A 21,794-nucleotide genomic window follows, 5' to 3' on the forward strand; every position below is an offset into this window, starting at 1 on the left:
GGCGCGGATGCCGCCTGCCGGCGCCTGCGATGGACCGCGATCCCGCACGGGCGCCAGAACAGCCGCTACGACTTCTTGCTGCCGATGCGGCTTTCCTTGCCGCTGATCAGGTTGGCGATATTCTTGCCGTGCCGGTAGACCAGCAGCACGCTCATCGCCACCACCGCCAGCAATTGCACATCGACGCCGAACAGCAGCACATAGAAGAACGGCGCGAACAGGCTGGCCACCAGCGCCGCCAGCGACGAGTAGCGGAAGGCATAGGCGATGATCAGCCAGGTGGCCAGCGTTCCCAGGCCCAGCCAGACATTCAGGCCCAGCAGCACGCCGAGCGCGGTAGCCACGCCCTTGCCGCCGACGAAGCGGAAAAACACCGGCCACAAGTGGCCGAGAAAGACCGCGATCGCCACCAGCGCGATGCCGCCCTCTTCCACGCCGAATTGCGGCGCCAGGCGAATGGCCAGCCAGACCGCGAACCAGCCCTTGGCGCAGTCGCCGATCAGCGTGGCGATTGCCGCCTTCTTGTTACCGCTGCGCAGCACATTGGTGGCGCCCGGATTTTTCGAGCCGTAGGTGCGCGGGTCGGCGATGCCGAACAGCCGGCTGCACACCACGGCAAAGGAAATGGAGCCGATCAGATAGGCGGCCACGGCGAACAGAACGGTATACATAGACTCCCTGGGTCTTATTGATAGTGTCGGAGCCGGCTATTGCCCGGCCAGCGCGCATGATACAGCGGTCACCGGGAGTATCGTAGGGAGAACGGCCGGATCGAGGCCGACCAGGTAGCCGCGCCGGCCGCCGTTGATGTAGATCCGCTCCAGCCCGAGGATGCCTTGTTCGACATACACCGGCATGGTCTTGCGGGTGCCGAACGGCGAGGTGCCGCCGACCTGGTAGCCGGAATGGCGCTGCGCCACCTCGGGCGCGCAGGGTTCGACCGACTTGCAGCCGATCTGGCGCGCCAGGTTCTTGGTCGACACCTTGCAGTCGCCATGCATCAGCACGATCAGCGGCTTGCCGGCCTCGTCCTGCATTACCAGGGTCTTGACCACCTGGTGTTCATCCACGCCCAGCTCGCGCGCCGACACCGCGGTGCCGCCATGTTCCTCGTACTGGTAGGGGTGTTCCGAGAAGACAATGCGCTGGCGCCGCAGATACTGGGTGGCCGGGGTCTCGGAGATATGCTCTTTCCTGCTCATGCGTGATACGCTCATTCGAAATTTTGGTGAGGTATTATGCAACAGGAAATTCGCTTAGCGACCTTCAACGTCCTGAACCTCGCCCGTCCCGGCCTGCGCTTCTACGACGGCATCGAACCCTATACCGAAGCGCAGTACGACGCCAAGATCGACTGGCTGGCGCGCCAGTTCGACCGGCTCGACGCCGACGTCATTGCCCTGCAGGAAGTGTTTTCACAGGATGCGGTCAGGGAAGTGATGGCGCGCAGCGCACGCTACCGCGACGCCGTCCATATCGGCTTCGAGCCCGAGCCGGGCAAGCTCACGCCCAGTGTTGCGCTGGTCACCCGGCTGCCGCTGGCCGGCGAACCTCTCAAGCATGTGGACCTGCCGCGCGGCCTGGCGGTGCCGCTGCTGGACCTGAAGGAAGCCATGACCCGCTTCACCCGGCCGGTGCTCCAGGTGCCGGTGCTGCTGGCGCCCGGACTGGCGCTGACGATTTTTGTGGTCCATCTCAAATCCAAGCGACCTGACTACCGAACCGATGACAATGAAACCGATCCCGCCAGCGTCGGCGCGGCGGTGTTGCGGTCCATGGTGCGGCGCGGCGCCGAAGCGCTGGGCCTGCGCTACCTGCTGACCGATTTCGCCGCCGGCCGACGCCTGCCGATGATGGTGATGGGCGACTTCAATGACGTGGCCGACGCGGTGCCGACCCAGATGGTGCTGGGTGGCGGCCGCGGCCCGAATGGCCATGACGAACGGATGTTTGAATGCTACCGGCTGCAGTCACGGCGCGACCCGCTGCGCGATGTCGGCTATACCCATGTGCATGACGGCAACTTTGAGACCATCGACCATGTGCTGGTCTCGGAGGAATTCAACCCTGCATCGAAGCATGCGCTGGGTGAAGTGCTCGACGTGGCCTACCTGAACGACCATGTGATTTTCCGCGCCCCCGAGACTTCCGATCATGGCGCGTTGCTGGTCAGGCTGCGCCTGTTCCAGGGTTGACCGGATCAGGGCGTTTCCGTCTGGGAATCGTGTTCCACCGGTTCGGGAAGCGCTTCCGTGCCGCTGGCCTGGGTATTGCCACCCTCGCCTCCCTCCCCTCCCTCGCCGCTCTCGCCGGGTTCGCTTGCACGCTCCTGCTTGCGTTTCAGTTTTTCTTCCTTCTTGCGCTTCTTTTCAAGCTCTTTCTGCCGCTTCTCGTACTGAAAATTGGTTTTCGCCACGACGTTCTCTCCGATGAAGGACTACTGGGTGGGCTGTCCCAGCATCCTAGCATGCCGAACTTTTATTCGATAATCGCTCCGCGCTCGATCAGGAGATCGCGCAATACAGTCCGGTGGCAACGGGCCGGGTCGGTGCAGTAACAGCCCAGGGAGAATCCGGTCTGATGCGACAGTGCCGCCAGCAGGTCGAGCAGGCGGGCGGCGTCGGGCTTGTTCATCTGGGCGATGAAGTGCTTGCGGCAGCGGGATAGAGTGGCGTCGTCGTCCGCCTGCAGCCAGGTTTTCACCAGTTCCGGCTCGGGCGAGAGCAGCGGCAGCCAGACGTCGTAGAAATCGCGCCGGGCGAAATCGGCCTTGGGCACGCCGCGCGGCGGACGCCGCACGGTGCCCAGCCGCAATCCCTCGCCTTCCACGCGCGGGCTGCCGAGACGCACGATGCGGATGGCCATGATTTCCGACTGTTCAGTCAGCCGCGCGGATGATGCTGCGCATGCAGCAGCTTCAGGCGCTCGCGGGCGACGTGGGTATAGATCTGGGTGGTGGAAATGTCGGCATGGCCCAGCAGCAACTGCACCACCCGCAGGTCGGCGCCATGGTTGAGCAGATGGGTGGCGAAGGCATGGCGCAGGGTATGCGGCGACAGCGGCGCATTGATGCCGGCTTTGAGCGCATGCTTCTTGATCAGTATCCAGAACATCTGCCGGGTCATCGCGCCGCCGCGGGCGGTGACGAACAGCGCGTCATCGGTTTGCCCGTTCAGGATGGCGCCGCGCGCCTCCTTCAGGTAGCGCTCGATCCAGCCACGCGCCTCGTCGCCAAAGGGCACCAGCCGCGTCTTGTCGCCCTTGCCGGTGATGCGCAGCACGCCCTCGTTCATGCCGACTTCCATGGATTTGAGCAGCACCAGTTCCGATACCCGCAGGCCGCTGGCATACATCAGTTCCAGCATGGTGCGGTCGCGCAGGCCCAGCGGCGTACTGGTGTCGGGCGCGGCCAGCAGCGCGTCGACCTGGGCTTCCGACAATGTCTTGGGGAAACGCTGCGGCTGGCGCGCCGAACGCATGCGCAGGCAGGGGTCGACCGCAATGCGGTTCTGCCGCAGCGCCATCTGGTAATAGCGCCGCAGCACCGCCAGCCGGCGGTTCGACGAGGTGGCGCGGCTGTCGGCATGGCGGGCGGCGAAATAGCCGTTGAGTTCAGGCGCGCCCGCCGCGTCCAGCGGCTTGCCGTGCTCGGCTTCCAGCCAGGTTGCAAACAGGGTCAGGTCGCGGCGGTAGGCTTCCAGGGTGTTCTTCGCCAGGCCGTCTTCCAGCCACAGGGTGTCGCAGAAGGCGTCGATCTGCGGCTGGCTGGCGAGCGCCTTTGCTGCCTGTTCCATCAGTAGCCCTCCACGCCTTCATGGGCCAGCAGCCAGCGCTTGACGCGCAGGTGAAAGCCGTCGGCGTCGGCGCTGTTGGCAAAGCCGCCCAGCCCGCCGGCCGCGGTGACGCGGTGGCACGGCACTGCCAGCGGAAACCAGTTGGCGCCGCAGGCCTGGCCCACCGCGCGTGGCGCCGAGCCGAGCAGGCGGGCGATGTCGCCATAGGTGCGCACCCGGCCGCGCGGGATGGCGGAAATCGCGGACCACACCTTTTGCTGGAACGGCGTGCCAGCTGCCTGCAGCGGCAGGTCGAAGCGGAAGTCGGGGTCGGCGAAATAGCGTTGCAGCTGGCGCGCGACCTGTTCGGCCAGGTCGTCGGCCGGGTCCAGCAGCGCATGGGATGGCGGCAGGTACACCAGTTCGCGCACCAGGCCATGGTCGGTGCGCACGCCCATCGCGCCAAACGGGGCCGGCAGGACGGCGGAGAAAATCGAGGGAATCGGCATGGCCGCCAGCATAAAGGAAAAATGCGCGCGCGGCACCGGCAAGGCTTGCGCCGGAGGGTAAAGCTTTCATCGGGCATGCGCTACAGTACAAAGGCAGCCCGAGCGGGCTGCATACCTGCCGGCACGCCACGTTACTGAGCAGGAACACGTTTTCCATTTACGGGGAGAAGAACAATGACACAGCCATTCATCCCGCACCGGCCCGCCATCAACTGGACGCCGCGCGCCGGCCGCCGCCGGTCGCGCACCCAGCGCATCGTGCGCCGCGAAGGCAAGCCGCTGATCGCCGCCACCGAATTCACCGCCGCCGTGGCCATCGTCGCCGAGCGCATCGACATCAAGGCGCTGGCTCACCTGCCGATGGTGGCGCAGTCGCCGCTGATGGTGCGCCTGCCCGGCGCCGGCGTGGCGGCCATCTTCCGCTATGGCGCGGTGGCCTTCTTCGCCGAAGAAGGCGGCGACCGCGAATGGCTGATGGCCAGCATCGGCCCCGCCAGTTCCGGCAAGGGTGATGCGCTGGCCGAGGAAAAGGCGACGGTCATCGTCGACCCCGAAACCCATGAAGGCCCGGTTGGCAATGCGATCCACATCCACGCCGCCGACCGCGACCGGCTGCAACTCCTGGCCGAAGTGATGTCCAAGGCGGCCATGCTGTCCTTCCAGGAGAGTCGCTCGGCCGGCGAATTCGACCGCATCGAACCCCTGGCGCAGGACCTGGCCGACGACGGCCGCTTCTCGGTGCGCTCCCAGGAGCTGATGCGGGCGGTGGGCAACATGCTGCTGTCGGAACACAGGCTGACGAGCCGGGCCGAGGTGATGGACAAGCCCGAGCTGTTGTGGAGCAACAGCCACCTTGAAGGGCTGCATGCGCGGCTGGAAGGCGACTATGAAATCATCGACCGCGCCAAGGCGCTGGAACGCAAGCTGGCCACGCTGGTGCGCACTGCCGAGACGCTGCTGGAGACGGTGCGCTACAAGAGTTCGCATCGGGTCGAGTGGTACATCGTGGCGCTGATCGTGATGGAGCTGGTGGTGTCGCTGTATGGGCATTTCGGGCACTAGGAGCGTGCTTCACGGTTGTGTGAAGGGACAATGACGAGGTGAGTGTTGGCAGGGTGCGGTGTGCCGTTGCCTTTGAAGTACGCGCAGCGACAGTTGCCGTTGCCGTTGCCGTTGCCGTTGCCGTTGCCGTTGCCGTTGCCGTTGCCGTTGCCGTTGCCGTTGCAGTGAAGTCCCGTTGAGCGCGCCGTGACGTCGGTGCGTGGAGCGGGAAAAGGTGCGGCGTCTGTCTGAGCGCCGCGCAGCGGAGCGAGTTTAGCCGCGCCCCGCTCCATGCATCGACGGCACGGGGACCCCGCGCAGCGGGGCGCGATCACCGGGTCGCCTTTTCTTGCCTACTTCTTTTGGCGAAGCAAAAGAAGTAGGTCGCCTGCCGGGGCGAACTCCCGGCTTGGTCATGACGATAGTGAGATGGTGTTGTTTCACCCGGCGTAAAGACGTCACTGCGAAGCAGCAGTTGCTTGTAAAGTTTGAAGTTTCAATACGAACGTCAACAACAACACCGACAGTGCTGCCCGAGCGTTGCCGGGTGACGCAATGCGGCTGCACTGCCGTGGAGACAAGCCGGGAATCCGTCCCGGCGGCCGGGTCACTTTTTTTGCTTCGCTGTATAGACCGGGGACATAGGTTACACATGTGCCGGGACATGGGTAACAGATTTAATCGTGCTTTTCGGCATTGCGCAAGTCGATTTGGCCAAATCGCTGATGCGCAAAGTACAGGTCATAAATGCCGTCCTGGCCTGACAGGGCGCGGGCCGCAATACGATGCCTGTGCAAGGCGCTGGAGACGCGAAAGCTGCGCTTGTGGAACTTCACATGCCCGTTCCACCCGACGGTCTCCACCAGGTCTTCCTGCGGATAAACAATCTCTGGCAATCGCTCGGGATAGGCCAGACGGCTTTGCCGGAACCGGGTTACCGGCGTGGCCATGCCGATGGCTTCATGCGGCCGCTCGTTGTTGTAGATCATTCGCCAGCGGTCGAATGCGTTCTGGACCTCCTCAAGGTCAACGAAGTGACGCCCGTGCAGCACATCTGCCTTGAGCGTGCGATGGAAACGTTCGTCCTTGCCATTGGTCTGTGGATGAGCCGGACGACTGTGACTGATGCGAATGCCCAACTGAATCAACCAGATGGTGAGCTTGGTGATGCCATGCTCGTGCTGCGACGGACTGCCCCATGGAGAACCGTTGTCAGCGTTGATCCGTACTGGCATGCCGTGATGGCGAAAGGCAGTTTCCAGAGCTGCCTGCACAGTGGCAGTGTCCGGGTTCAGGCAAGCCTGCAGGACGATGTTGTAGCGTGAATGATCATCCAGCACGGTCAGTGGATGACACGTGGCCTGGCCGGTCTGGAAATGGCCCTTGAAGTCGATCTGCCAGAGATCATTGGGCTGGGCATGCTCGAAGCGCTGCCAGGCGGTGCTGTTTGCGCTTGCCTTTTCTGAGATCAAGCCATGTCGATGCAGAATCCGGGTAATGGTGCTGGGGGTTGGCACCTGGATGTGACCCTGATTGAGCAGGCTGCGATGAATCTTGCGGCCGCCCCAGGTGGGGTGTTTCAGACGCACCTTCACTACCAGCTCTTCGTTTGCCTGGCTGGTACGCAGTGGCGTATTGCAGGGTCTGCGCGAGCAGTCCTGCAGGCCAGCAGGGCCCTGCGTCATGCTGCGTTCACGCCATTTGTATCCTGTCTTGCGACTGATTCCAAAACGCGTGCATAGGGCACTGAAGTTCACGCCATCCTGCTGCGCTAGCGCCGTAAATTCTTGTCGAAGGGTCATCATGTCAACGTCTTTCCAGGGCATGGTTAGAGAATCCTTTGGCTTGATATGGAATACGCCAAAGTGTTACCCATGTCCCGGCACAGTTGTTACCCATGTCCCCGGTCTATACACTTCGCCAAAAAAAGTAACCAAAAAAAGGCGACCCGGTGATCGCGCCCCGCTGCGCGGGGTTCCCGTGTCAGCGGTACCCGGAGCGGGGCGCGGCTAAACTCGCCAAGCTGCGCTTGACTCAGACAGACGCCGCACCTTTTCCCGCTCCGGGCACCGCTGACACGGCGCGCTCAACGGGATTTCACTGCAACGGCAACGGCAACGGCAACGTCAAAAGCAACGGCAACGGCAACGGCAACGGCAAAAGCCAACTGCAACTGCTACTGCTACTGCTACTGCTACTGCTACTGCTACTGCTACTGCTACTGCTACTGCTACTGTGGCCCTCTTCTTCCACAGTCAACTTCATCCCGGCCTCATACGACCGCCCAATAAAAAAACCGCCGCTCACAGGAGCGACGGTTTTTTGCCTGAGCGTCTCAACGCAACTCAGCTCCCGTACAGCAGATTAGGCAGCCACAGCGAAATCTGCGGCACGTACGTCACCAGCAGCAGGAAGCCCAGCATGGTCAGCAGCCACGGCATCACCGCCACCGTCAGCTCGCTGATGCCCATCTTGGTAATGCCCGAGGCCACGTACAGGTTCAGGCCCACCGGCGGATGGCACATGCCGACCTCCATGTTCACCACCATCATGATGCCGAAGTGCACTGGGTCGATGCCCAGCGTCATCGCCACCGGGAACAGGATAGGCGCCATGATCAGCACGATGGAGGACGGCTCCATCACGTTGCCCGCCAACAGCAGCAGCACATTGACCACCAGCAGGAAGCTGATGACGCCAAAGCCCTTGTCCATGATCCAGCCAGCCATCGCCTGCGGGATGTTTTCCGAGGTCATCAGGAAGGAGAACAGCACCGCGTTGGTGATGATGTAGAGCAGCATGGCCGACATCGATGCCGAGTCCAGCAGCACCTTGGGCACCTGCTTCATACCCATGTCCTTGTAGACGAAGACCGCAACGACGAAGGCATACACCGCCGACATCGCGGCCGCTTCGGTCGGCGTGAATACGCCGGTATAAATACCGCCCATCACGATAACGATCAGCAGCAGGCCCCATGCGCTCTTGCGGAAGGCCGCAAGGCGCTCAGCCCAGCTGGCCTTGGGCATGCGCGGATAGTTGTGCTTCTTCGCCAGGTACCACGTGGTCAGGCCAAGCAGCGTGGCCAGCATCAGGCCGGGCACCACGCCTGCCATGAACAGCTTGCCCACCGAGGTGTTGGTGGAGACCGAATACATCACCATCACGATCGACGGCGGGATCAGGATGCCCAGTGCGCCCGAGGTGGTGATCACGCCGGCGCCGAAGCCCTTGGGATAACCCTGGCGCACCATGGCCGGCATGATGATCGAGCCAATCGCCACCACCGTCGCCGGGCTGGAGCCGGACACCGCGGCGAACAGCGCGCAGGCGACCACGCCGCCCAGCGCCAGGCCGCCATGCCAGTGGCCCACCATCGCCGTGGCGAAGTTGATCATGCGCCGCGCCACGCCGCCATGGGTCAGGAAGTTGCCGGCCAAAATGAAGAACGGGATCGCCATGATCTCGAACTTCTCGATGCCGGTGAACAGCTTCAGCGCCACCGATTCGATCGGCACCTCGGTCATGGTGAACAGGAAGGTCAGCACCGTCAGGCCAAGCGAAATCGAGATCGGCATGCCGGTCAGCATCAGCGCCAGCAGCAGTACAAAGATAATCAGCGCATTCATACCTTGGCTCCGGCGATGTCTTCTTCATTGGGGTCGATGCCTTCGACATGGGCATGGTCATGCTTGGGCAGCTCGCCCGTGCGGATGAAGCTCCAGGCCACCTGCAGGAAGCGGAAGCACATCAGGTAGGAGCCGAGCGGCACGGCCAGGTAGACCATCCACATCGGAATTTCCAGCACTTCGGAAGTGCTGCTGGTGTGGCTGAGCTCATAGACGAAGGTTGCGCCCAGGGTGCCGACGATGCCGGTAAACAGCGCGCCGGCCAGGAGACCCAGCACCACGAAGCGGCGGTACCAAGGGCCGTTCATGCGGTTGATCAGCACGTCGACGCCGACGTGGATGCCGGTGCGCACGCCATAGGCGGCGCCGAACTTGGCCATCCAGACGAACATGTAGATGGTCAGTTCCTGTGCCCAGCTGGTGTTGAGTTGTATCAGCCAGTCCTGCACGCCCGGTATCGGCCAACCGGATGCATAGCGGTGCACCACCGCCACAAAGACGACGATGGTCGCCGCGGCCATCAGGCTGGCGATCAGCCATTCCTCAAGATGGTCAAGAATTTTCATGGGAGTCTCCTACAGACGCATGGATGGCCCGCCCGACGCAATGCGGCCTGCCGGCGCAATGCCGGCAAGCCGCAGGAGGCTGCTGCAACGGACCGCTTGTGATTACTTGCCGCCGAGCGCGGCCGCTTCCTTGTTGACGGCGTCGATGGTGGCCTTGCCGATGCGGCTTTCCATGTCCTTCTGGACCGGCGCCAGCGCCTTGCGCCATTCGGCCTTCTCCTTGTCGTTCAGCGCATAGATTTCGGTCTTGCCGGACGCCTTGACCGCCGCCATGGCCTTGTCGTTTTCCTGCTGGGCGATGGCGTTGGCGTACTTGGTCGCATCCTTCATCGCCACTTCCAGCTGGGTGCGCACGTCCGCCGGGAGGCCGTCCCAGAACTTCTTGTTCACGATGACCGCATAGCCCAGGTAGCCATGGTCGGACACGGTCACGTGCTTCTGCACTTCATGCATCTTCTGGGTGTAGAGGTTGGACGGCGGATTCTCGGTGCCGTCCACCACGCCGGTCTGCAGCGCCTGGTAGACCTCGGAGAAGGCCATCACCTGCGGGTTCGCGCCCAGCGCGCGCATCTGCGCGTCCAGCACCTTGGACGACTGGATGCGCATCTTCATGCCCTTGAAGTCGGCCGGCACATGCATCGGCTTGTTGGACGACATGACCTTGAAGCCGTTGTCCCAGTAGGCCAGGCCGGTGATGCCCTTGGGTTCGAGCTTCTTGAACAGGTCCTTGCCGACCGGGCCTTCGGTGACGCGGTACAGCACGTCCTTGGACGGGAAGATGTAAGGCAGGTCGAAAACCTCGAATTCCTTCACGCCCAGCGGGCCGAACTTGGCCAGCGACGGCGCCAGCATCTGCACCGCGCCCAGCTGCAGCGCTTCCATTTCTTCCTTGTCCTTGTACAGCGTGCTGTTCGGGTACACTTCGACCTTCACGCGACCCTTGGTGCCCTTCTCCGCCAGTTCCTTGAAACGCTCCGCCGCCTTGCCCTTGGGCGTGTCGTTCGCCACCACGTGGCTGAATTTGATCACGATGGGCGCTTGGGCAAAGGCCGGTCCGGCCACGATGGCGGCGCCAGCCAGCGCCAGATAAAGGGACTTGAATTTCATGATTTCTCCAGGTGGATAAGAATGTTTCTTGTTTTTCTTGCTGTTAATTAACAGGCAGCACATTCTGTGCAAGTGGTTCCAATGTCACAACTGTGGATAACCACAATAGCCAAAGCCGGACTTAATGTTTCCGCAAAGATACAATTTCTGCCATGCCTGTTCCCCTCTTCTTTTCGCTGCCCGGTTTTCCAAGCAGAAAGCACGCCTGGCGCTGGCTGCTGCCGGTATTCCTGCTGCTGTTGTTCCTGTTTGCGCTGCTGTGGCTGCCCTGGCAGGCGCAGCACATGGAATCGACCGAGCGCCAGGAGCAGCTGATCGCCGACACGCTGTGGGTGGAGCAGACGGTGCGTTTCCAGCTCGGGCGCAACGAGGAAAGCCTGCGCCTAGTGGCGTCCGACATGCTGGCCGGCTACCTGGAAGGCCGCAAATGGAACGACAGGCTGGACGCCCTGCTGCGCAACAGCCGGGAACTGGCGCGGGTGGCCTGGCTGGATGCCGACGGCAACCAGGTCAAGGGCACCGACGACGGCAGCGAACTGACACTGGCCGAGCTGCCGCTGGCCTCGCGCCAGGCGCTGGAAAAGGCCCGCGACACCCGCACGCCGCAATACGGCCAGCCGGTGCGTTCGTCCAGCGGCGCGATGACGCTGGACTATTACGTGCCGCTCTTGCGCGGCAGCGAGTACCGGGGCACCCTGGTGGCGACCTACTCCACCGCCAGCATCCTCGACCAGCTGGTGCCATGGTGGTTTGCGCAGGATAACGAGATCCTGCTCACCGACAGCGACGACACCGTGCTGGACCGGCGCGCCTCGGGCGGCCCCGGCCGCAATGTGTACACCCATACCCGCGCGCTCGACCTGCCGGGCGTGGTGCTGAACCTGCGCACCAACAGCATCAAGAGCGCGCCGCGGCTGCTGCCCAACCTGCTGGTCGGCTCGGTGATCGTGCTGTCGCTGGGCCTGCTGTGGAGCCTGGCGGCGCTGTGGCGCGACATCAACCGCCGGCTGGCGGCCGAGGGCGCGCTGCGCCAGCAGGTGTCGTTCCGCGCCGCGATGGAAAACTCGCTGGTGACCGGCCTGCGGGCGCGCGACCTGGAAGGACGGGTCACCTATGTCAATCCCGCGTTCTGCCGGATGGTCGGGCTGCCGGCGTCGGACATCATCGGCCGCCTGCCGCCCATGCCCTACTGGGCGCCGGAAGCGATGGACGAATACCACGACCGGTTTTCCCGGGTGCTGGCCGGCAGCGTCACGCCGCGCTTCGAAACGGTATTCCAGCGCGCCGACGGCGAGCGCTTCCCGGTGCTGGTGTTCGAAGCGCCGCTCTTGGACGATGCCGGCCGCCAGACCGGCTGGATGGGCTCGATCCTCGACGTGTCCGACCTGCGACGCGCCGAGAACATCAACCGCCAGCAGCAGGAAAAGCTGCAGGCCAGCGCCCGCCTGGCCAGCATGGGCGAGATCGCCTCCACCCTGGCGCACGAACTCAACCAGCCGCTGGCGGCGATCTCCAGCTATGCCACCGGCGCGCTGAACCTGCTGGAACGGGCGCCGGCAGCCGGCGTCGACCACGGCATGCTCAGGAGCGCGCTGGAAAAAGCCAGCGCCCAGGCGCAGCGCGCCGGCCAGATCATCCGCAGCGTCCATGCCTTCGTCAGGAAGCGCGACCCGGCGCGGATGCCGATCGATGTCGGCCAGCTGCTCGACGGCCTGCTGCCGCTGGTGGAACTGCAGGCGCGCCAGTTCTTCGTGGCCATCCACATCAACAGCGCGCCCGGCCTGCCCAGGGTGCTGGGCGACGGCGTGATGCTGGAGCAGGTGCTGCTGAACCTGACCCGCAACGGCATCGAGTCGATGCAGACGGTGCAGCCGGAACGCCGCATCCTGCGCATCCAGGCCGCCCTCGACCAGAGCGCATCCACGCCGATGATCGCTATCTCCGTCACCGACCAGGGCCACGGCATCCCGGACGACGTGGCCGAGCGGCTGTTCTCGCCCTTTTTCTCGACCAAGTCCGAGGGCATGGGCATGGGCCTGAACATCTGCCGCACCGTCGTGGAATTCCACGGCGGCACCCTGAGCCACAGCCATAATCCGCAAGGCGGCACGGTGTTCCGCTTCACGCTGCCGGTCATGACGCGCGCCGCGGATGCGGCGCTGCCTGCGCAATGAGGCGGCGCAGAATGCGCATCGGGAATTTTCGATACACTGGTTTGCCGGAGCCGGAGCTGATGCTGGCGCCACCGCCGCAAACCATCTTTCACCAGGAACACCGATGCTGCACATTGTCGATGACGAGGAAGTGATCCAGGACGCGCTGTCCTGGCTGGCGCAGTCGCGCGGTATCGCCGCCACCGCCTATGACGGCGCCGACGCCTTCCTCGCCGCGCTGGAAGCCCGGCCCGGCTTCGACGAAGGCGGGGAATGCCTGCTGCTGGACATCCGCATGCCCGGCACCAGCGGCATCGCGCTGTTCGAGACGCTGGATGCGCGCGGCCTGACGGCGCGGTTGCCGGTGATCTTCCTGACCGGCCACGGCGACGTGCCGATGGCGGTCAGCGCCCTGAAGCGCGGCGCCTTCGATTTTTTCGAGAAGCCGTTCAACGACAACAGCCTGATGGACCGGGTCGAAGAGGCGCTGGCCGCCTCGCGCAGCGCGGGCGCTTCCGCCGCCATCCATGACCGCCTGACGGCGCTGTCGGCGCGCGAGCGCGAAGTGCTGGACCTGATCCTGGAAGGCAAGATGAACAAGGTGATCGCCGACTGCCTGGGCATCTCGATGCGCACGGTGGAAGTGCACCGGGCGCACATCTTCGACAAGATGAACGTCAAGACCGCCGTCGAACTGGCGCGCCTGCTGAAGTAGGCGGCGCAGCATGAACGGCAGGAACGGCGCGTGAAGCACAGGCTTGCGGTATTCGACTTCGACGGCACGCTGGCCGACTCGTTTCCCTTCTTTCTCGCCAGCTTCGGCGAACTGGCCCGTGCCCACGGATTCCGCCCGCTGGACCGCGGCAATCTCGATGAACTGCGCCGGCTCGACGCCAGGCAACTGATGCGCCATGTCGGCCTGCCGGCATGGAAGGTGCCGCTGGTGGCGATGGATTTCCGGCGCCTGATGGCGGCCAGGACGGCGCAGATCACGCTGTTCGACGGCATGCCCGCCCTGCTGCGCGACCTGGCCGATGCCGGCGTCGAACTGGCGGTGCTGAGTTCGAATTCGCGCGAGAACGTGCAGGCGGTGCTCGGCCCCGCCCTGAGCGGGCTGATCCGCCATCTCGATTGCGGCGTGTCGCTGCTGGGCAAGAAGCGCAAGCTGCGCGCGCTGCTCAACCGGACCGGCTTTGCGCCGGGTCAGACCGTGTGCGTAGGCGACGAGATTCGCGACATCGAGGCCGCCCGCGGCGTGCGGGCCGCCGCCGCCGCGGTCGGCTGGGGCTATACCCTGCCGGACGCGCTGGCGGCGCACCAGCCCGACACGCTGGCGCACACCGTGGCGCAGCTGCGCGACTACCTGGAACGGGCTTGATATCCCCCACCGCACCCGGCCCAGGCTTTTCATCCGGTAACATGTAGCCTTTCGCCGCACGGCAAGACAGCGCCCCTCCATGTCCATCGCATCCATTCTTCTGCCCGATTTTTCCCTGATCCTGCTTGGCGTGATCCTGATGCGCATCACCCGCTGGGGCAGCGAATTCTGGGCCGGGCTGGAAAAGATGGTGTATTACGTGCTGTTCCCGGCGCTGCTGTTCTATTCCACCTCGCGCACGCCGCTGGACTTTTCCGCCACCGGCAGGCTGATCCAGGCGGCGCTGCTGCTGGTGCTGGGCGGCGTGGCGATGGGCTGGCTGGCCAAGCCGCTGTTCAAGGTCGGGCCGATGAGCTTCGAGTCGGCGCTGCAGACCGCCTTCCGCTTCAATTCCTATATGGCGCTGGCGATTGCCTACCGTCTGGGCGGCGAAAACGGCACCTCGATGATGGCGCTGATCATCGGTTTCGCGGTCCCGCTGTGCAATATGGCGGCAGTCCATGCGCTGGTCCACAAGAGCGGCGGCCTGGCGAAGGAACTGGCGAAGAATCCGCTGCTGCTGGCCACCGCCAGCGGCGTGCTGTACAACCTGTCGGGCCTGCCGATGCCGGAGGTGGCCGGCGTGCTGCTGTCGCGCATGGGCAATGCGTCGATCGCGCTGGGCCTGATCCTGGTCGGCGCCGGCCTGCGGCTGTCGGGACTGTCGGAAGGCAAGGCGATGTCGACCTATTTCATCGCGGTCAAGCTGCTGGCGATGCCGGCGCTGGCGATGCTGCTGGGCCGCCTGTTCGGGCTGCCCTGGCTGCAGCTGCAGATCCTGGTGATGTTCGGCGCCCTGCCGACCGCGTCCAGCGCCTATGTGCTGGCGGCGCGGCTGGGCGGCAATGCGCCGCTGGTGGCCTTCATCATCTCGGCCGGCACGCTGGTGTCGATCGCCACCCTGCCGCTCTGGCTATACCTGTCGCGCTAACGCATGGCGCGCCAGCGCCCAGGCCACATGTTCCCGCACCAGCGGCGAACCATCCGCCGCGCGTGACTGCAGCGCGGCGACGATGCCGGCATCGCCGGCCAGCCCGGCATCGGCCGCATTGCCCAGGCCGACGGCGATGTTGCGCAGCCAGCGTTCATGGCCGATGCGGCGGATCGCGCTGCCCTGCAGGCGCTGGTCGAATTCCTGCTCGGTCCAGGCGAACAGTTCCGAAAGCGTTGCCTGGTCCAGGCCGTTGCGCACGTCGAAATCCGGCAGGCTGGCGCGCTGCGCGAACTTGTTCCAGGGGCAGACCAGCTGGCAGTCGTCGCAGCCTAGGATCCGGTTGCCGATCAGCGGCCGCAAGTCGAGCGGTATGCTGCCTTTCAGCTCGATCGTCAGATAGGAAATGCAGCGCCGCGCATCCATGCGCTGCGGGCCGAGGATGGCCTGCGTCGGGCAGGCCGTGATGCAGGCCTGGCAGCCGCCGCAATGGGCGCTGACCGGCGCATCGACCGGCAGCGCCAGGTCGGTATAGATCTCGCCCAGGAAATACATCGAGCCGGCGTCGCGGTTGAGCAGCAGCGTGTGCTTGCCGCGCCATCCGAGGCCGGACTTGTCGGCCAGCGCCACTTCCAGCACCGGCGCCGAATCGGTGAAAACGCGATAGCCGAAGGCGCCGATTTCCGCCTCCACCCGCTGTGCCAGCTGCTGCAGCCGGCTGCGCAGCACCTTGTGATAGTCGCGGCCGCGGGCATACACCGACACCACCGCCGCCCGCGGATCGGCCAGGCGCGCCGCCTCCCGCTCGCGCCAGCCGGCGCCGGCGTCGCGCGGCAGATAGTCCATGCGCGCCGCGATCACGCGCCGGGTGCCGGGCACCAGTTCCGCCGGGCGGGTACGCTTGCTGCCGTGGGCTGCCATATAATCCATCTCGCCGTGGAAGCCGGCGGCCAGCCATGCCTCGAACCCCGGTTCGCTGGCAGACAGGTCGGCATCGGCGATGCGCACGTCGGCAAAGCCAAGCTCGCGGCCCCAGGCCTTGATGGCCACGGCCAGCGCGTCAAGGTCGATAGCGTCGATAGCGCTTTCGTGTTGCACAATGATCAATCCCGTTTTCTCTGAGCCAGCCATTTTAAAAGATGCAGCATTTCGAAGCAGAACTGAAGGATGAAGCCGGCACCCTGGCCCTGGGCGCGGCGCTGTCGCGCGCGCTGGCGCCGGGCCTGACGATCTACCTGCATGGCGACCTCGGCGCCGGCAAGACCGCCCTCACCCGCGCGCTGCTGCATGCGGCCGGCCATCCCGGCCATGTGAAGAGCCCGACCTATACCCTGGCCGAGCCCTACACGGTGGAGCTGGCCGGCCAGCCGGTGGACGTGGTGCATTTCGACCTGTACCGCATGGCCGGCCCGGACGAGTTTCTCGACGCCGGCTTCCGCGACTACTTCAACCACCGCACCGTCTGCATCATCGAGTGGCCGGAAAAGGCAGAGGGCGTGTTGCCCCCGCCCGACATCAACGTCTTCCTCACCATGCATGGCACAGGCCGTAAGGTAGAATTACAGGCCCTGTCTCCCCACGGTTCCCAATGTCTCGAACGCCTGCACTTCGCGCCCAACCTGTAACGTCGCGCAACCGCCGCGTGCTGCTCAAGGCCGGCGGCACCCTGCTGCTGTCGATGATGGGACCGGCACCGGCGCGTGCCGCGCAGATCGTCGGCGTGCGTGTCTGGCCGGCCGAGGAATATACCCGCGTCACGCTGGAAAACGACAGCGACCTGAAGACCACCCACTTCCTGGTGAAAGATCCGGAGCGCATGGTGGTCGACATCGAAGGCCTGGACCTGAGCCCGGCCCTGAAGAGCCTGGTGGCCAAGATCCAGTCCAACGACCCTTATATCCGCCAGGTGCGGGTCGGGCAGAACCGGCCCGGCGTGGTGCGCCTGGTGTTCGACCTGAAGGAGGAAGTACGGCCGCAGGTGTTCGTGCTGCCGCCGGTGGGCAGCTACCAGCACCGGCTGATCTTCGACCTCTACCCGGTCAATCCGCCCGACCTGATCGCCGCGCTGATCGAAAAGGGCGACTGGATGAAGGAATTGCCCAAGGGGCCTTCGCGGGAGCTGCCGCCGGAATTCGGCGCGCCTGCGCTGGAAAACCGGCCGCTGCCCAAGCCGCAGCCGTCCGAGCCGCAGATCGCGAAGAAGGAGCCGCAGGAAGACGCCCCGCCCAACCTGAACCGCATGATCACCATTGCGCTCGACCCCGGCCATGGCGGCGAGGACCCGGGCGCGGTCGGCGCTTCCGGCAGCTTCGAGAAGGACGTGGTGCTGGCCATCGCCAAGCGGCTCAAGGCCAAGATCGAGCAGCAGCCCAACATGCGGGTGATGCTGACCCGCGACGCCGATTATTTCGTGCCGCTGCAGGTGCGGGTGCAGAAGGCGCGCAAGGTGCAGGCCGACCTGTTCGTGTCCATCCATGCCGACGCCTTCGTCGAGCCGACCGCCCGCGGCTCCTCGGTGTTCGCGCTGTCGGAAAAGGGCGCCAGCTCGACCGCCGCGCGCTGGCTGGCCAACAAGGAAAACGCGGCCGACCTGATCGGCGGCGTGAACCTGCGCGGCCAGGACAGGCAACTGGCCAGCGTGCTGCTGGACCTGTCCACCACCGCCCAGATCAATGACAGCATGAAGCTCGCGCGCGCGGTGTTGAATGAAATCGGCGGCATCAACCGGCTGCACAAGCGCTCGGTGGAACAGGCCGGCTTTGCGGTACTGAAAGCACCGGACATTCCCAGCATCCTGGTCGAAACCGCCTTCATCTCCAACCCGGAGGAGGAAGCGCGGCTGACCGACAACGGCTACCAGGACCAGATGGCGGAGGCGCTGATGACCGGCATCCGCAAGTACTTCTCGAAGAACCCGCCGCTGGCCAGGAACAAGCTGACCTGAGCGGCGAACGCGCCGGGCGGGTTAATCCAGATGACTGCGTGGCTTAACCGCGTGCAAAGCGGCGGTAGAACTTCAGCATCACGCCCAGCGCCACCGGAATCACCGCGGCGCCTACGCCGATCAGGACGATGGTGGTCAGGTGGTCGCGGATGATGGGGATATTGCCGAAGAAGTATCCGGCCGCCACCAGGCCCACCACCCACAGCAGCGCGCCGGTCACGTTATACAGCTGGAACTTGGCAAAGCTCATGTTCGACACGCCGGCCACGAACGGCGCGAAGGTGCGCACCACCGGCACGAAGCGCGCCAGGATGATGGTCTTGCCGCCGTGGTTCTCGTAGAAGGCATGGGTTTTTTCCAGCGCCGCGCGGTCCAGCCAGCGGTAGTCATGGGTAAACACCTTCTGGCCGATGGCACTGCCGATCAGGTAGTTCACGGTATTGCCGGCAATCGCCGCAAACAGCAGCAGGCCCATCAGCAGCCAGACATTCAGTTCGCCGGTGGCGGCAAAGGCGCCGCCGATGAACAGCAGGGTGTCGCCGGGCAGGAAAGGAAACACGACCAGGCCGGTCTCGGCAAACACGATGGCGGAAAGCACGCCATAGACCATCTGGCCATATTCGGCGATGACCTTGCCGAGAGACTTGTCGACATGCAGGATCATGTCGACGAGTTGCATGAAATCCATTGTTTTCCTTGTAAAAATGTTAAAGAAAGGCCGCAAAATCATACACTACGACTTGCCGGAACGACCATCCTTGCCGGGCGTTCAACGCTCGACGGCGCGCAAACCTGGTGTTCGCAGAAGGCTATAATCGCTGTATGAATGCACAGATACAGCAGGCGCGACGCGCCATCCAGCCGCTTTCCGACCAGCTCATTTCCCAGATCGCCGCCGGCGAAGTCATCGAGCGCCCCGCCGCAGTGGTCAAGGAACTGCTGGAAAACGCGCTCGACGCCGGCGCCACCCAGATCACGATCAAGCTCGACCAGGGCGGCGTCAAGCGCATCGCCATCTGCGACAACGGCCGCGGCATTCCGCCTGAGGAAATGCCGCTGGCCCTGGCGCGCCATGCCACTTCCAAGATCGCCTCACTGTCCGACCTGGAAAGCGTGCTGTCGCTGGGCTTTCGCGGCGAGGCGCTGGCTTCCATCGCCTCGGTGGCCCAGGTCACGCTGACCTCGCGCACGCCCGACGCGGCGCATGCCTGGGAAATCGCGCCCGGCGCCCGCGAGCCGGCGCCGGCATCCGGCGCGGTCGGCACCACGATCGATGTGCAGGACCTGTATTTCAATACGCCGGCGCGGCGCAAGTTCCTGAAGTCGGAACAGACCGAGTACGGCCACTGCGTGGAAGTCGTGCGCCGCATCGCGCTGGCGCGGCCGGATGTCGCCTTCACCCTGAGCCACAACGGCCGCACCGCCGAGCACTGGACCGCCTGCGAGATGGACAAGCGCAGCGCACAGTTGCTGGGCGACGACTTCGCCCGCGCCAGGCTGCCACTGGAGGAAGCCAGCGGCGTGCTGCGCATCCACGGCTTTGCCGGGCTGCCCACCGCCGCCCGGCTGCGCGCCGACGCCCAGTACTTCTACGTCAACGGCCGCTTCGTGCGCGACAAGCTGCTCACGCACGCGGTGCGCGCCGCCTACCAGGACGTGCTGCATGGCGACCGCTATCCGTCCTATGTGCTGCGGCTGGACCTGGACCCGACCCTGGTCGACGTGAACGTGCATCCGTCCAAGATCGAGGTGCGCTTCCGCGACGGCCGGGCGGTGCACCAGTTCGTGTTCCACGCCGTGAGCCGGGCGCTGGCCCAGACCTCGGCCACCGCCGCCGGCGCCGCGCCGGCGCCGCAGCCGGCCGCCACACTGGCGGGCACGGCGCCCTGGCGGCCGCAGCCGCAGCAGCAGGCCACGTTCGCGTCGCAGTTCACGCCGCGCTTCGGCGATACCGGCAGCGGCGGCGGCGTGGCCCAGTCCACCGCCAGTTACGGTGCGCTGTTTTCGGACCTGAAGCCGGCCGGCGACGCCAGGCCAGCCAGCCTGTTCGACGCCGGCGACCTGGCCGCTTCCGCATCGACAGCCTTCGCCGCGCCAGCCGCCCATGCCCAGTCCCAGGCCGGGAATGCGGATGCCGAGGAATTCCCGCTGGGCTTCGCGCTGGCCCAGCTGCACGGCATCTTCGTGCTGGCGCAGAACGCGGCCGGCCTGGTGCTGGTGGACATGCATGCGGCCCATGAACGCATCCTGTACGAGGAATTCAAGCGCTCGCTGGACGCGGACGCGGTGCAGGTGCAGCCGCTGCTGATCCCGGTGACCTTCTTCGCCGACCCGGTCGAGGTCGGCGCCGTCGAGGAAAACCGCGAGACGCTGGAAGCGCTCGGCTTCGACATCGCGGTGATGTCGCCCACCACGCTGGCGGTGCGGGCAATTCCCGTGCTGCTGAAGAATGCCGACGCCCAGGGCCTGGCGCGCGACGTGCTGCGCGATTTGCGCGAATACGGCGGCTCGCGGGTGCTGGTCGAGCGCCGCAACGAATTGCTGGGCACGCTGGCCTGCCATACCGCGGTGCGCGCCAACCGGGCGCTGACGGTGCCGGAAATGAATGCGCTGCTGCGCCAGATGGAAGCCACCGAGCGCGCCGACCAGTGCAACCATGGCCGGCCGACCTGGGTGCAGCTTGGGCTGTCCGAGCTCGACCGCCTGTTCCTGCGCGGCCAATAGCATGAGCGACCCGACAAGCCAGGCGCTGCCGCTGGCGGTGGCCATCATGGGCCCGACCGCGTCCGGCAAGACCGGCGCGGCACTGGAGATTGCGCGCCGGCGGCCCTGCGAAATCATCTCGGTCGACTCGGCCCTGGTCTACCGCGGCATGGATATCGGCACCGCCAAGCCCACGCCGGAGGAACTGGCGGCGGCGCCGCATCACCTGATCGACATCATCGACCCGGCCCAGAGCTACTCGGTGATGCAATTCCGCGACGACGCGCTGCGCCTGGTGCGGGAGATTCAAGGCCGCGGCGCGCTGCCGCTCTTGGTCGGCGGCACCATGCTCTATTTCAAGGCGCTGCGCGACGGCCTGGACGACCTGCCGCGCGCCGACCCGGCGCTGCGCGCCGAACTCGACCGCGACGCCGCCGAACTCGGCATGCCGGCGTTGCACGCCCGCCTGGCCGAACTCGATCCGCCGACCGCGGCGCGCCTGAAGCCCAATGACAGCCAGCGCATCCAGCGCGCGCTGGAAGTCATCCGCCTGACCGGCCAGCCGATGTCGGCACTACTGGCCAAGGCGCCGCCCGCCGCCCTGCCCTTCCGCCTGCTGCCGATCGCGCTGGAACCTTCCGACCGCGCCCAGCTGCATGCCCGCATCGCAGCGCGTTTCGATGCGATGCTGGAGGCGCCGGGCGGCGGCCTGCTGGAAGAAGTGCGCCGCCTGCGGGCCCGGGGCGACCTGCATCCCGAGTTGCCGTCCATGCGCTGCGTCGGCTACCGCCAGGCCTGGGAATACCTGGATGGCGAGATCGACCAGGCAGCGCTGCGCGACAAGGGCATCGCCGCCACCCGCCAGCTGGCAAAGCGGCAGCTGACCTGGCTGCGTTCCATGCCCGACCGCATCGTGGTGGATTGCCTGCAGACGACGCCGGCGGAACGGGTTCTGAAACAGATCGACGCGGCGCAGGCGTGATTTTGCATCCCTGGTGCAACTTATGGCTTGACAGTTCCA

General features: G+C 65.2%; 23 protein-coding genes. 10 read left to right on the forward strand and 13 right to left on the reverse strand.

Annotation, left to right across the window (positions count from 1 at the left end; all coding sequences use genetic code 11):
* Nucleotides 1-65: 65 nt before the first annotated feature.
* Both plsY and ABC383_RS10005 read right to left on the reverse strand, forming a co-directional pair.
* A complete protein-coding gene (gene plsY / locus ABC383_RS10000) occupies nt 66-671 on the reverse strand; it encodes a glycerol-3-phosphate 1-O-acyltransferase PlsY (RefSeq protein ID WP_194713854.1) in 606 nt (201 codons plus the stop codon).
* Nucleotides 672-707: 36 nt separating this feature from the next.
* Entirely contained in the window at nt 708-1,202 is a 495-nt protein-coding gene (locus tag ABC383_RS10005) for an aminoacyl-tRNA deacylase (protein WP_413013604.1), read from the reverse strand.
* Nucleotides 1,203-1,238: 36 nt separating this feature from the next.
* Here ABC383_RS10005 and ABC383_RS10010 point away from each other — a divergent pair, with 36 nt between their 5' ends.
* Nucleotides 1,239-2,195: an endonuclease/exonuclease/phosphatase family protein gene (locus tag ABC383_RS10010; RefSeq protein WP_413013606.1), complete on the forward strand. Its 957-nt coding sequence runs from the start codon at nt 1,239-1,241 to the stop codon at nt 2,193-2,195.
* Nucleotides 2,196-2,200: 5 nt separating this feature from the next.
* Here ABC383_RS10010 and ABC383_RS10015 read toward each other — a convergent pair whose 3' ends face one another.
* The 4 genes from ABC383_RS10015 to ABC383_RS10030 all read right to left on the reverse strand — a co-directional run bounded on the left by ABC383_RS10015 (nt 2,201) and on the right by ABC383_RS10030 (nt 4,282).
* Nucleotides 2,201-2,416: a hypothetical protein gene (locus ABC383_RS10015; RefSeq protein WP_413013608.1), complete on the reverse strand. Its 216-nt coding sequence runs from the start codon at nt 2,414-2,416 to the stop codon at nt 2,201-2,203.
* 62 nt (nt 2,417-2,478) lie between these two features.
* Nucleotides 2,479-2,865, reverse strand: coding sequence for a DUF488 domain-containing protein (locus tag ABC383_RS10020; RefSeq protein WP_413013610.1), 387 nt, complete (start codon nt 2,863-2,865; stop codon nt 2,479-2,481).
* Nucleotides 2,866-2,882: 17 nt separating this feature from the next.
* Nucleotides 2,883-3,794 carry a site-specific tyrosine recombinase XerD gene (xerD, locus tag ABC383_RS10025; RefSeq protein WP_413013612.1) on the reverse strand — a complete coding sequence of 304 codons (912 nt, stop codon included), beginning with the start codon at nt 3,792-3,794 and terminating at the stop codon, nt 2,883-2,885.
* Nucleotides 3,794-4,282: a methylated-DNA--[protein]-cysteine S-methyltransferase gene (locus ABC383_RS10030; RefSeq protein WP_413013614.1), complete on the reverse strand. Its 489-nt coding sequence runs from the start codon at nt 4,280-4,282 to the stop codon at nt 3,794-3,796. The genes xerD and ABC383_RS10030 overlap by 1 nt, the downstream gene beginning before the upstream one ends.
* A gap of 174 nt (nt 4,283-4,456) precedes the next feature.
* Here ABC383_RS10030 and ABC383_RS10035 point away from each other — a divergent pair, with 174 nt between their 5' ends.
* Nucleotides 4,457-5,344 (forward strand): RMD1 family protein, encoded by an 888-nt coding sequence (locus ABC383_RS10035; protein ID WP_413013616.1) that lies wholly within the window; start codon nt 4,457-4,459, stop codon nt 5,342-5,344.
* On the opposite strand, the gene ABC383_RS10040 is transcribed toward ABC383_RS10035, so the two are convergent.
* From ABC383_RS10040 to ABC383_RS10060, 5 genes are all read right to left on the reverse strand, one after another.
* Complete coding sequence (locus ABC383_RS10040) at nt 5,341-5,616, reverse strand: hypothetical protein (protein ID WP_413013618.1); 276 nt, start codon at nt 5,614-5,616, stop codon at nt 5,341-5,343. The two genes, ABC383_RS10035 and ABC383_RS10040, sit on opposite strands and share 4 nt — an antisense overlap.
* Before the next feature lie 384 nt (nt 5,617-6,000).
* Nucleotides 6,001-7,149 carry an IS481 family transposase gene (locus ABC383_RS10045; protein ID WP_413012297.1) on the reverse strand — a complete coding sequence of 383 codons (1,149 nt, stop codon included), beginning with the start codon at nt 7,147-7,149 and terminating at the stop codon, nt 6,001-6,003.
* Between the two features lie 519 nt (nt 7,150-7,668).
* A complete protein-coding gene (locus tag ABC383_RS10050; protein ID WP_413013620.1) occupies nt 7,669-8,952 on the reverse strand; it encodes a TRAP transporter large permease in 1,284 nt (427 codons plus the stop codon).
* On the reverse strand, nt 8,949-9,518 hold the full coding sequence (locus ABC383_RS10055; protein WP_413013622.1) for a TRAP transporter small permease: 570 nt from the start codon (nt 9,516-9,518) through the stop codon (nt 8,949-8,951). Before ABC383_RS10055 ends, ABC383_RS10050 begins: the two co-directional genes overlap by 4 nt.
* Before the next feature lie 102 nt (nt 9,519-9,620).
* The gene (locus ABC383_RS10060; RefSeq protein WP_413013624.1) at nt 9,621-10,625 is read right to left on the reverse strand and encodes a TRAP transporter substrate-binding protein; all 1,005 of its coding nucleotides are present in this window, start codon (nt 10,623-10,625) and stop codon (nt 9,621-9,623) included.
* A 152-nt stretch (nt 10,626-10,777) separates the two neighbouring features.
* Here ABC383_RS10060 and ABC383_RS10065 point away from each other — a divergent pair, with 152 nt between their 5' ends.
* The 4 genes from ABC383_RS10065 (at nt 10,778) to ABC383_RS10080 (ending at nt 15,126) form a co-directional block, all read left to right on the forward strand.
* Entirely contained in the window at nt 10,778-12,799 is a 2,022-nt protein-coding gene (locus ABC383_RS10065) for a sensor histidine kinase (protein ID WP_413013625.1), read from the forward strand.
* 103 nt (nt 12,800-12,902) lie between these two features.
* Nucleotides 12,903-13,493 carry a response regulator transcription factor gene (locus tag ABC383_RS10070; protein WP_413013627.1) on the forward strand — a complete coding sequence of 197 codons (591 nt, stop codon included), beginning with the start codon at nt 12,903-12,905 and terminating at the stop codon, nt 13,491-13,493.
* Nucleotides 13,494-13,523: 30 nt separating this feature from the next.
* On the forward strand, nt 13,524-14,156 hold the full coding sequence (locus ABC383_RS10075; RefSeq protein ID WP_413013629.1) for an HAD hydrolase-like protein: 633 nt from the start codon (nt 13,524-13,526) through the stop codon (nt 14,154-14,156).
* Nucleotides 14,157-14,235: 79 nt separating this feature from the next.
* Nucleotides 14,236-15,126, forward strand: a complete 891-nt coding sequence (locus tag ABC383_RS10080; protein WP_413013631.1) for an AEC family transporter — start codon at nt 14,236-14,238, stop codon at nt 15,124-15,126.
* Here the strand turns inward: ABC383_RS10080 and queG are convergent.
* Nucleotides 15,109-16,233: a tRNA epoxyqueuosine(34) reductase QueG gene (gene queG / locus ABC383_RS10085; protein WP_413013632.1), complete on the reverse strand. Its 1,125-nt coding sequence runs from the start codon at nt 16,231-16,233 to the stop codon at nt 15,109-15,111. The two genes, ABC383_RS10080 and queG, sit on opposite strands and share 18 nt — an antisense overlap.
* Nucleotides 16,234-16,265: 32 nt before the next feature.
* On the opposite strand from queG, the gene tsaE reads away from it, so the two are divergent.
* Together tsaE and ABC383_RS10095 are read left to right on the forward strand one after the other, a co-directional pair.
* Nucleotides 16,266-16,751, forward strand: a complete 486-nt coding sequence (gene tsaE, locus ABC383_RS10090; RefSeq protein WP_194711668.1) for a tRNA (adenosine(37)-N6)-threonylcarbamoyltransferase complex ATPase subunit type 1 TsaE — start codon at nt 16,266-16,268, stop codon at nt 16,749-16,751.
* Entirely contained in the window at nt 16,715-18,070 is a 1,356-nt protein-coding gene (locus ABC383_RS10095) for an N-acetylmuramoyl-L-alanine amidase (protein ID WP_413013635.1), read from the forward strand. Before tsaE ends, ABC383_RS10095 begins: the two co-directional genes overlap by 37 nt.
* 43 nt (nt 18,071-18,113) lie before the next feature.
* Here the strand turns inward: ABC383_RS10095 and ABC383_RS10100 are convergent, their stop codons facing one another.
* Complete coding sequence (locus ABC383_RS10100; RefSeq protein ID WP_413013636.1) at nt 18,114-18,758, reverse strand: VTT domain-containing protein; 645 nt, start codon at nt 18,756-18,758, stop codon at nt 18,114-18,116.
* A gap of 134 nt (nt 18,759-18,892) precedes the next feature.
* Between ABC383_RS10100 and mutL the strand changes: the two genes are divergently transcribed.
* Both mutL and miaA read left to right on the forward strand, forming a co-directional pair.
* Nucleotides 18,893-20,794, forward strand: coding sequence for a DNA mismatch repair endonuclease MutL (gene mutL, locus ABC383_RS10105; RefSeq protein ID WP_413013638.1), 1,902 nt, complete (start codon nt 18,893-18,895; stop codon nt 20,792-20,794).
* Nucleotide 20,795: 1 nt separating this feature from the next.
* Nucleotides 20,796-21,755 (forward strand): tRNA (adenosine(37)-N6)-dimethylallyltransferase MiaA, encoded by a 960-nt coding sequence (gene miaA / locus ABC383_RS10110; protein ID WP_413013640.1) that lies wholly within the window; start codon nt 20,796-20,798, stop codon nt 21,753-21,755.
* Nucleotides 21,756-21,794 lie beyond the last annotated feature (39 nt).

The organism is Noviherbaspirillum phoenicis, assembly GCF_047237965.1.
GTDB lineage: Bacteria > Pseudomonadota > Gammaproteobacteria > Burkholderiales > Burkholderiaceae_D > Noviherbaspirillum_A.

Bases quoted from the DNA above. Each gene is read 5' to 3' on its own strand.
- mutL (WP_413013638.1), top strand. From the start codon at position 18,893: ATGAATGCACAGATACAGCAGGCGCGACGCGCCATCCAGCCGCTTTCC.
- ABC383_RS10005 (WP_413013604.1), bottom strand. From the start codon at position 1,202: ATGAGCAGGAAAGAGCATATCTCCGAGACCCCGGCCACCCAGTATCTG.
- ABC383_RS10035 (WP_413013616.1), top strand. From the start codon at position 4,457: ATGACACAGCCATTCATCCCGCACCGGCCCGCCATCAACTGGACGCCG.
- miaA (WP_413013640.1), top strand. From the start codon at position 20,796: ATGAGCGACCCGACAAGCCAGGCGCTGCCGCTGGCGGTGGCCATCATG.
- ABC383_RS10100 (WP_413013636.1), bottom strand. From the start codon at position 18,758: ATGGATTTCATGCAACTCGTCGACATGATCCTGCATGTCGACAAGTCT.
- ABC383_RS10040 (WP_413013618.1), bottom strand. From the start codon at position 5,616: ATGGAGCGGGGCGCGGCTAAACTCGCTCCGCTGCGCGGCGCTCAGACA.
- ABC383_RS10020 (WP_413013610.1), bottom strand. From the start codon at position 2,865: ATGGCCATCCGCATCGTGCGTCTCGGCAGCCCGCGCGTGGAAGGCGAG.
- ABC383_RS10080 (WP_413013631.1), top strand. From the start codon at position 14,236: ATGTCCATCGCATCCATTCTTCTGCCCGATTTTTCCCTGATCCTGCTT.
- ABC383_RS10070 (WP_413013627.1), top strand. From the start codon at position 12,903: ATGCTGCACATTGTCGATGACGAGGAAGTGATCCAGGACGCGCTGTCC.
- ABC383_RS10060 (WP_413013624.1), bottom strand. From the start codon at position 10,625: ATGAAATTCAAGTCCCTTTATCTGGCGCTGGCTGGCGCCGCCATCGTG.
- ABC383_RS10010 (WP_413013606.1), top strand. From the start codon at position 1,239: ATGCAACAGGAAATTCGCTTAGCGACCTTCAACGTCCTGAACCTCGCC.
- ABC383_RS10050 (WP_413013620.1), bottom strand. From the start codon at position 8,952: ATGAATGCGCTGATTATCTTTGTACTGCTGCTGGCGCTGATGCTGACC.
- ABC383_RS10055 (WP_413013622.1), bottom strand. From the start codon at position 9,518: ATGAAAATTCTTGACCATCTTGAGGAATGGCTGATCGCCAGCCTGATG.
- xerD (WP_413013612.1), bottom strand. From the start codon at position 3,794: ATGGAACAGGCAGCAAAGGCGCTCGCCAGCCAGCCGCAGATCGACGCC.
- ABC383_RS10095 (WP_413013635.1), top strand. From the start codon at position 16,715: ATGTCTCGAACGCCTGCACTTCGCGCCCAACCTGTAACGTCGCGCAAC.
- ABC383_RS10045 (WP_413012297.1), bottom strand. From the start codon at position 7,149: ATGCCCTGGAAAGACGTTGACATGATGACCCTTCGACAAGAATTTACG.
- ABC383_RS10065 (WP_413013625.1), top strand. From the start codon at position 10,778: ATGCCTGTTCCCCTCTTCTTTTCGCTGCCCGGTTTTCCAAGCAGAAAG.
- ABC383_RS10030 (WP_413013614.1), bottom strand. From the start codon at position 4,282: ATGCCGATTCCCTCGATTTTCTCCGCCGTCCTGCCGGCCCCGTTTGGC.
- plsY (WP_194713854.1), bottom strand. From the start codon at position 671: ATGTATACCGTTCTGTTCGCCGTGGCCGCCTATCTGATCGGCTCCATT.
- tsaE (WP_194711668.1), top strand. From the start codon at position 16,266: ATGCAGCATTTCGAAGCAGAACTGAAGGATGAAGCCGGCACCCTGGCC.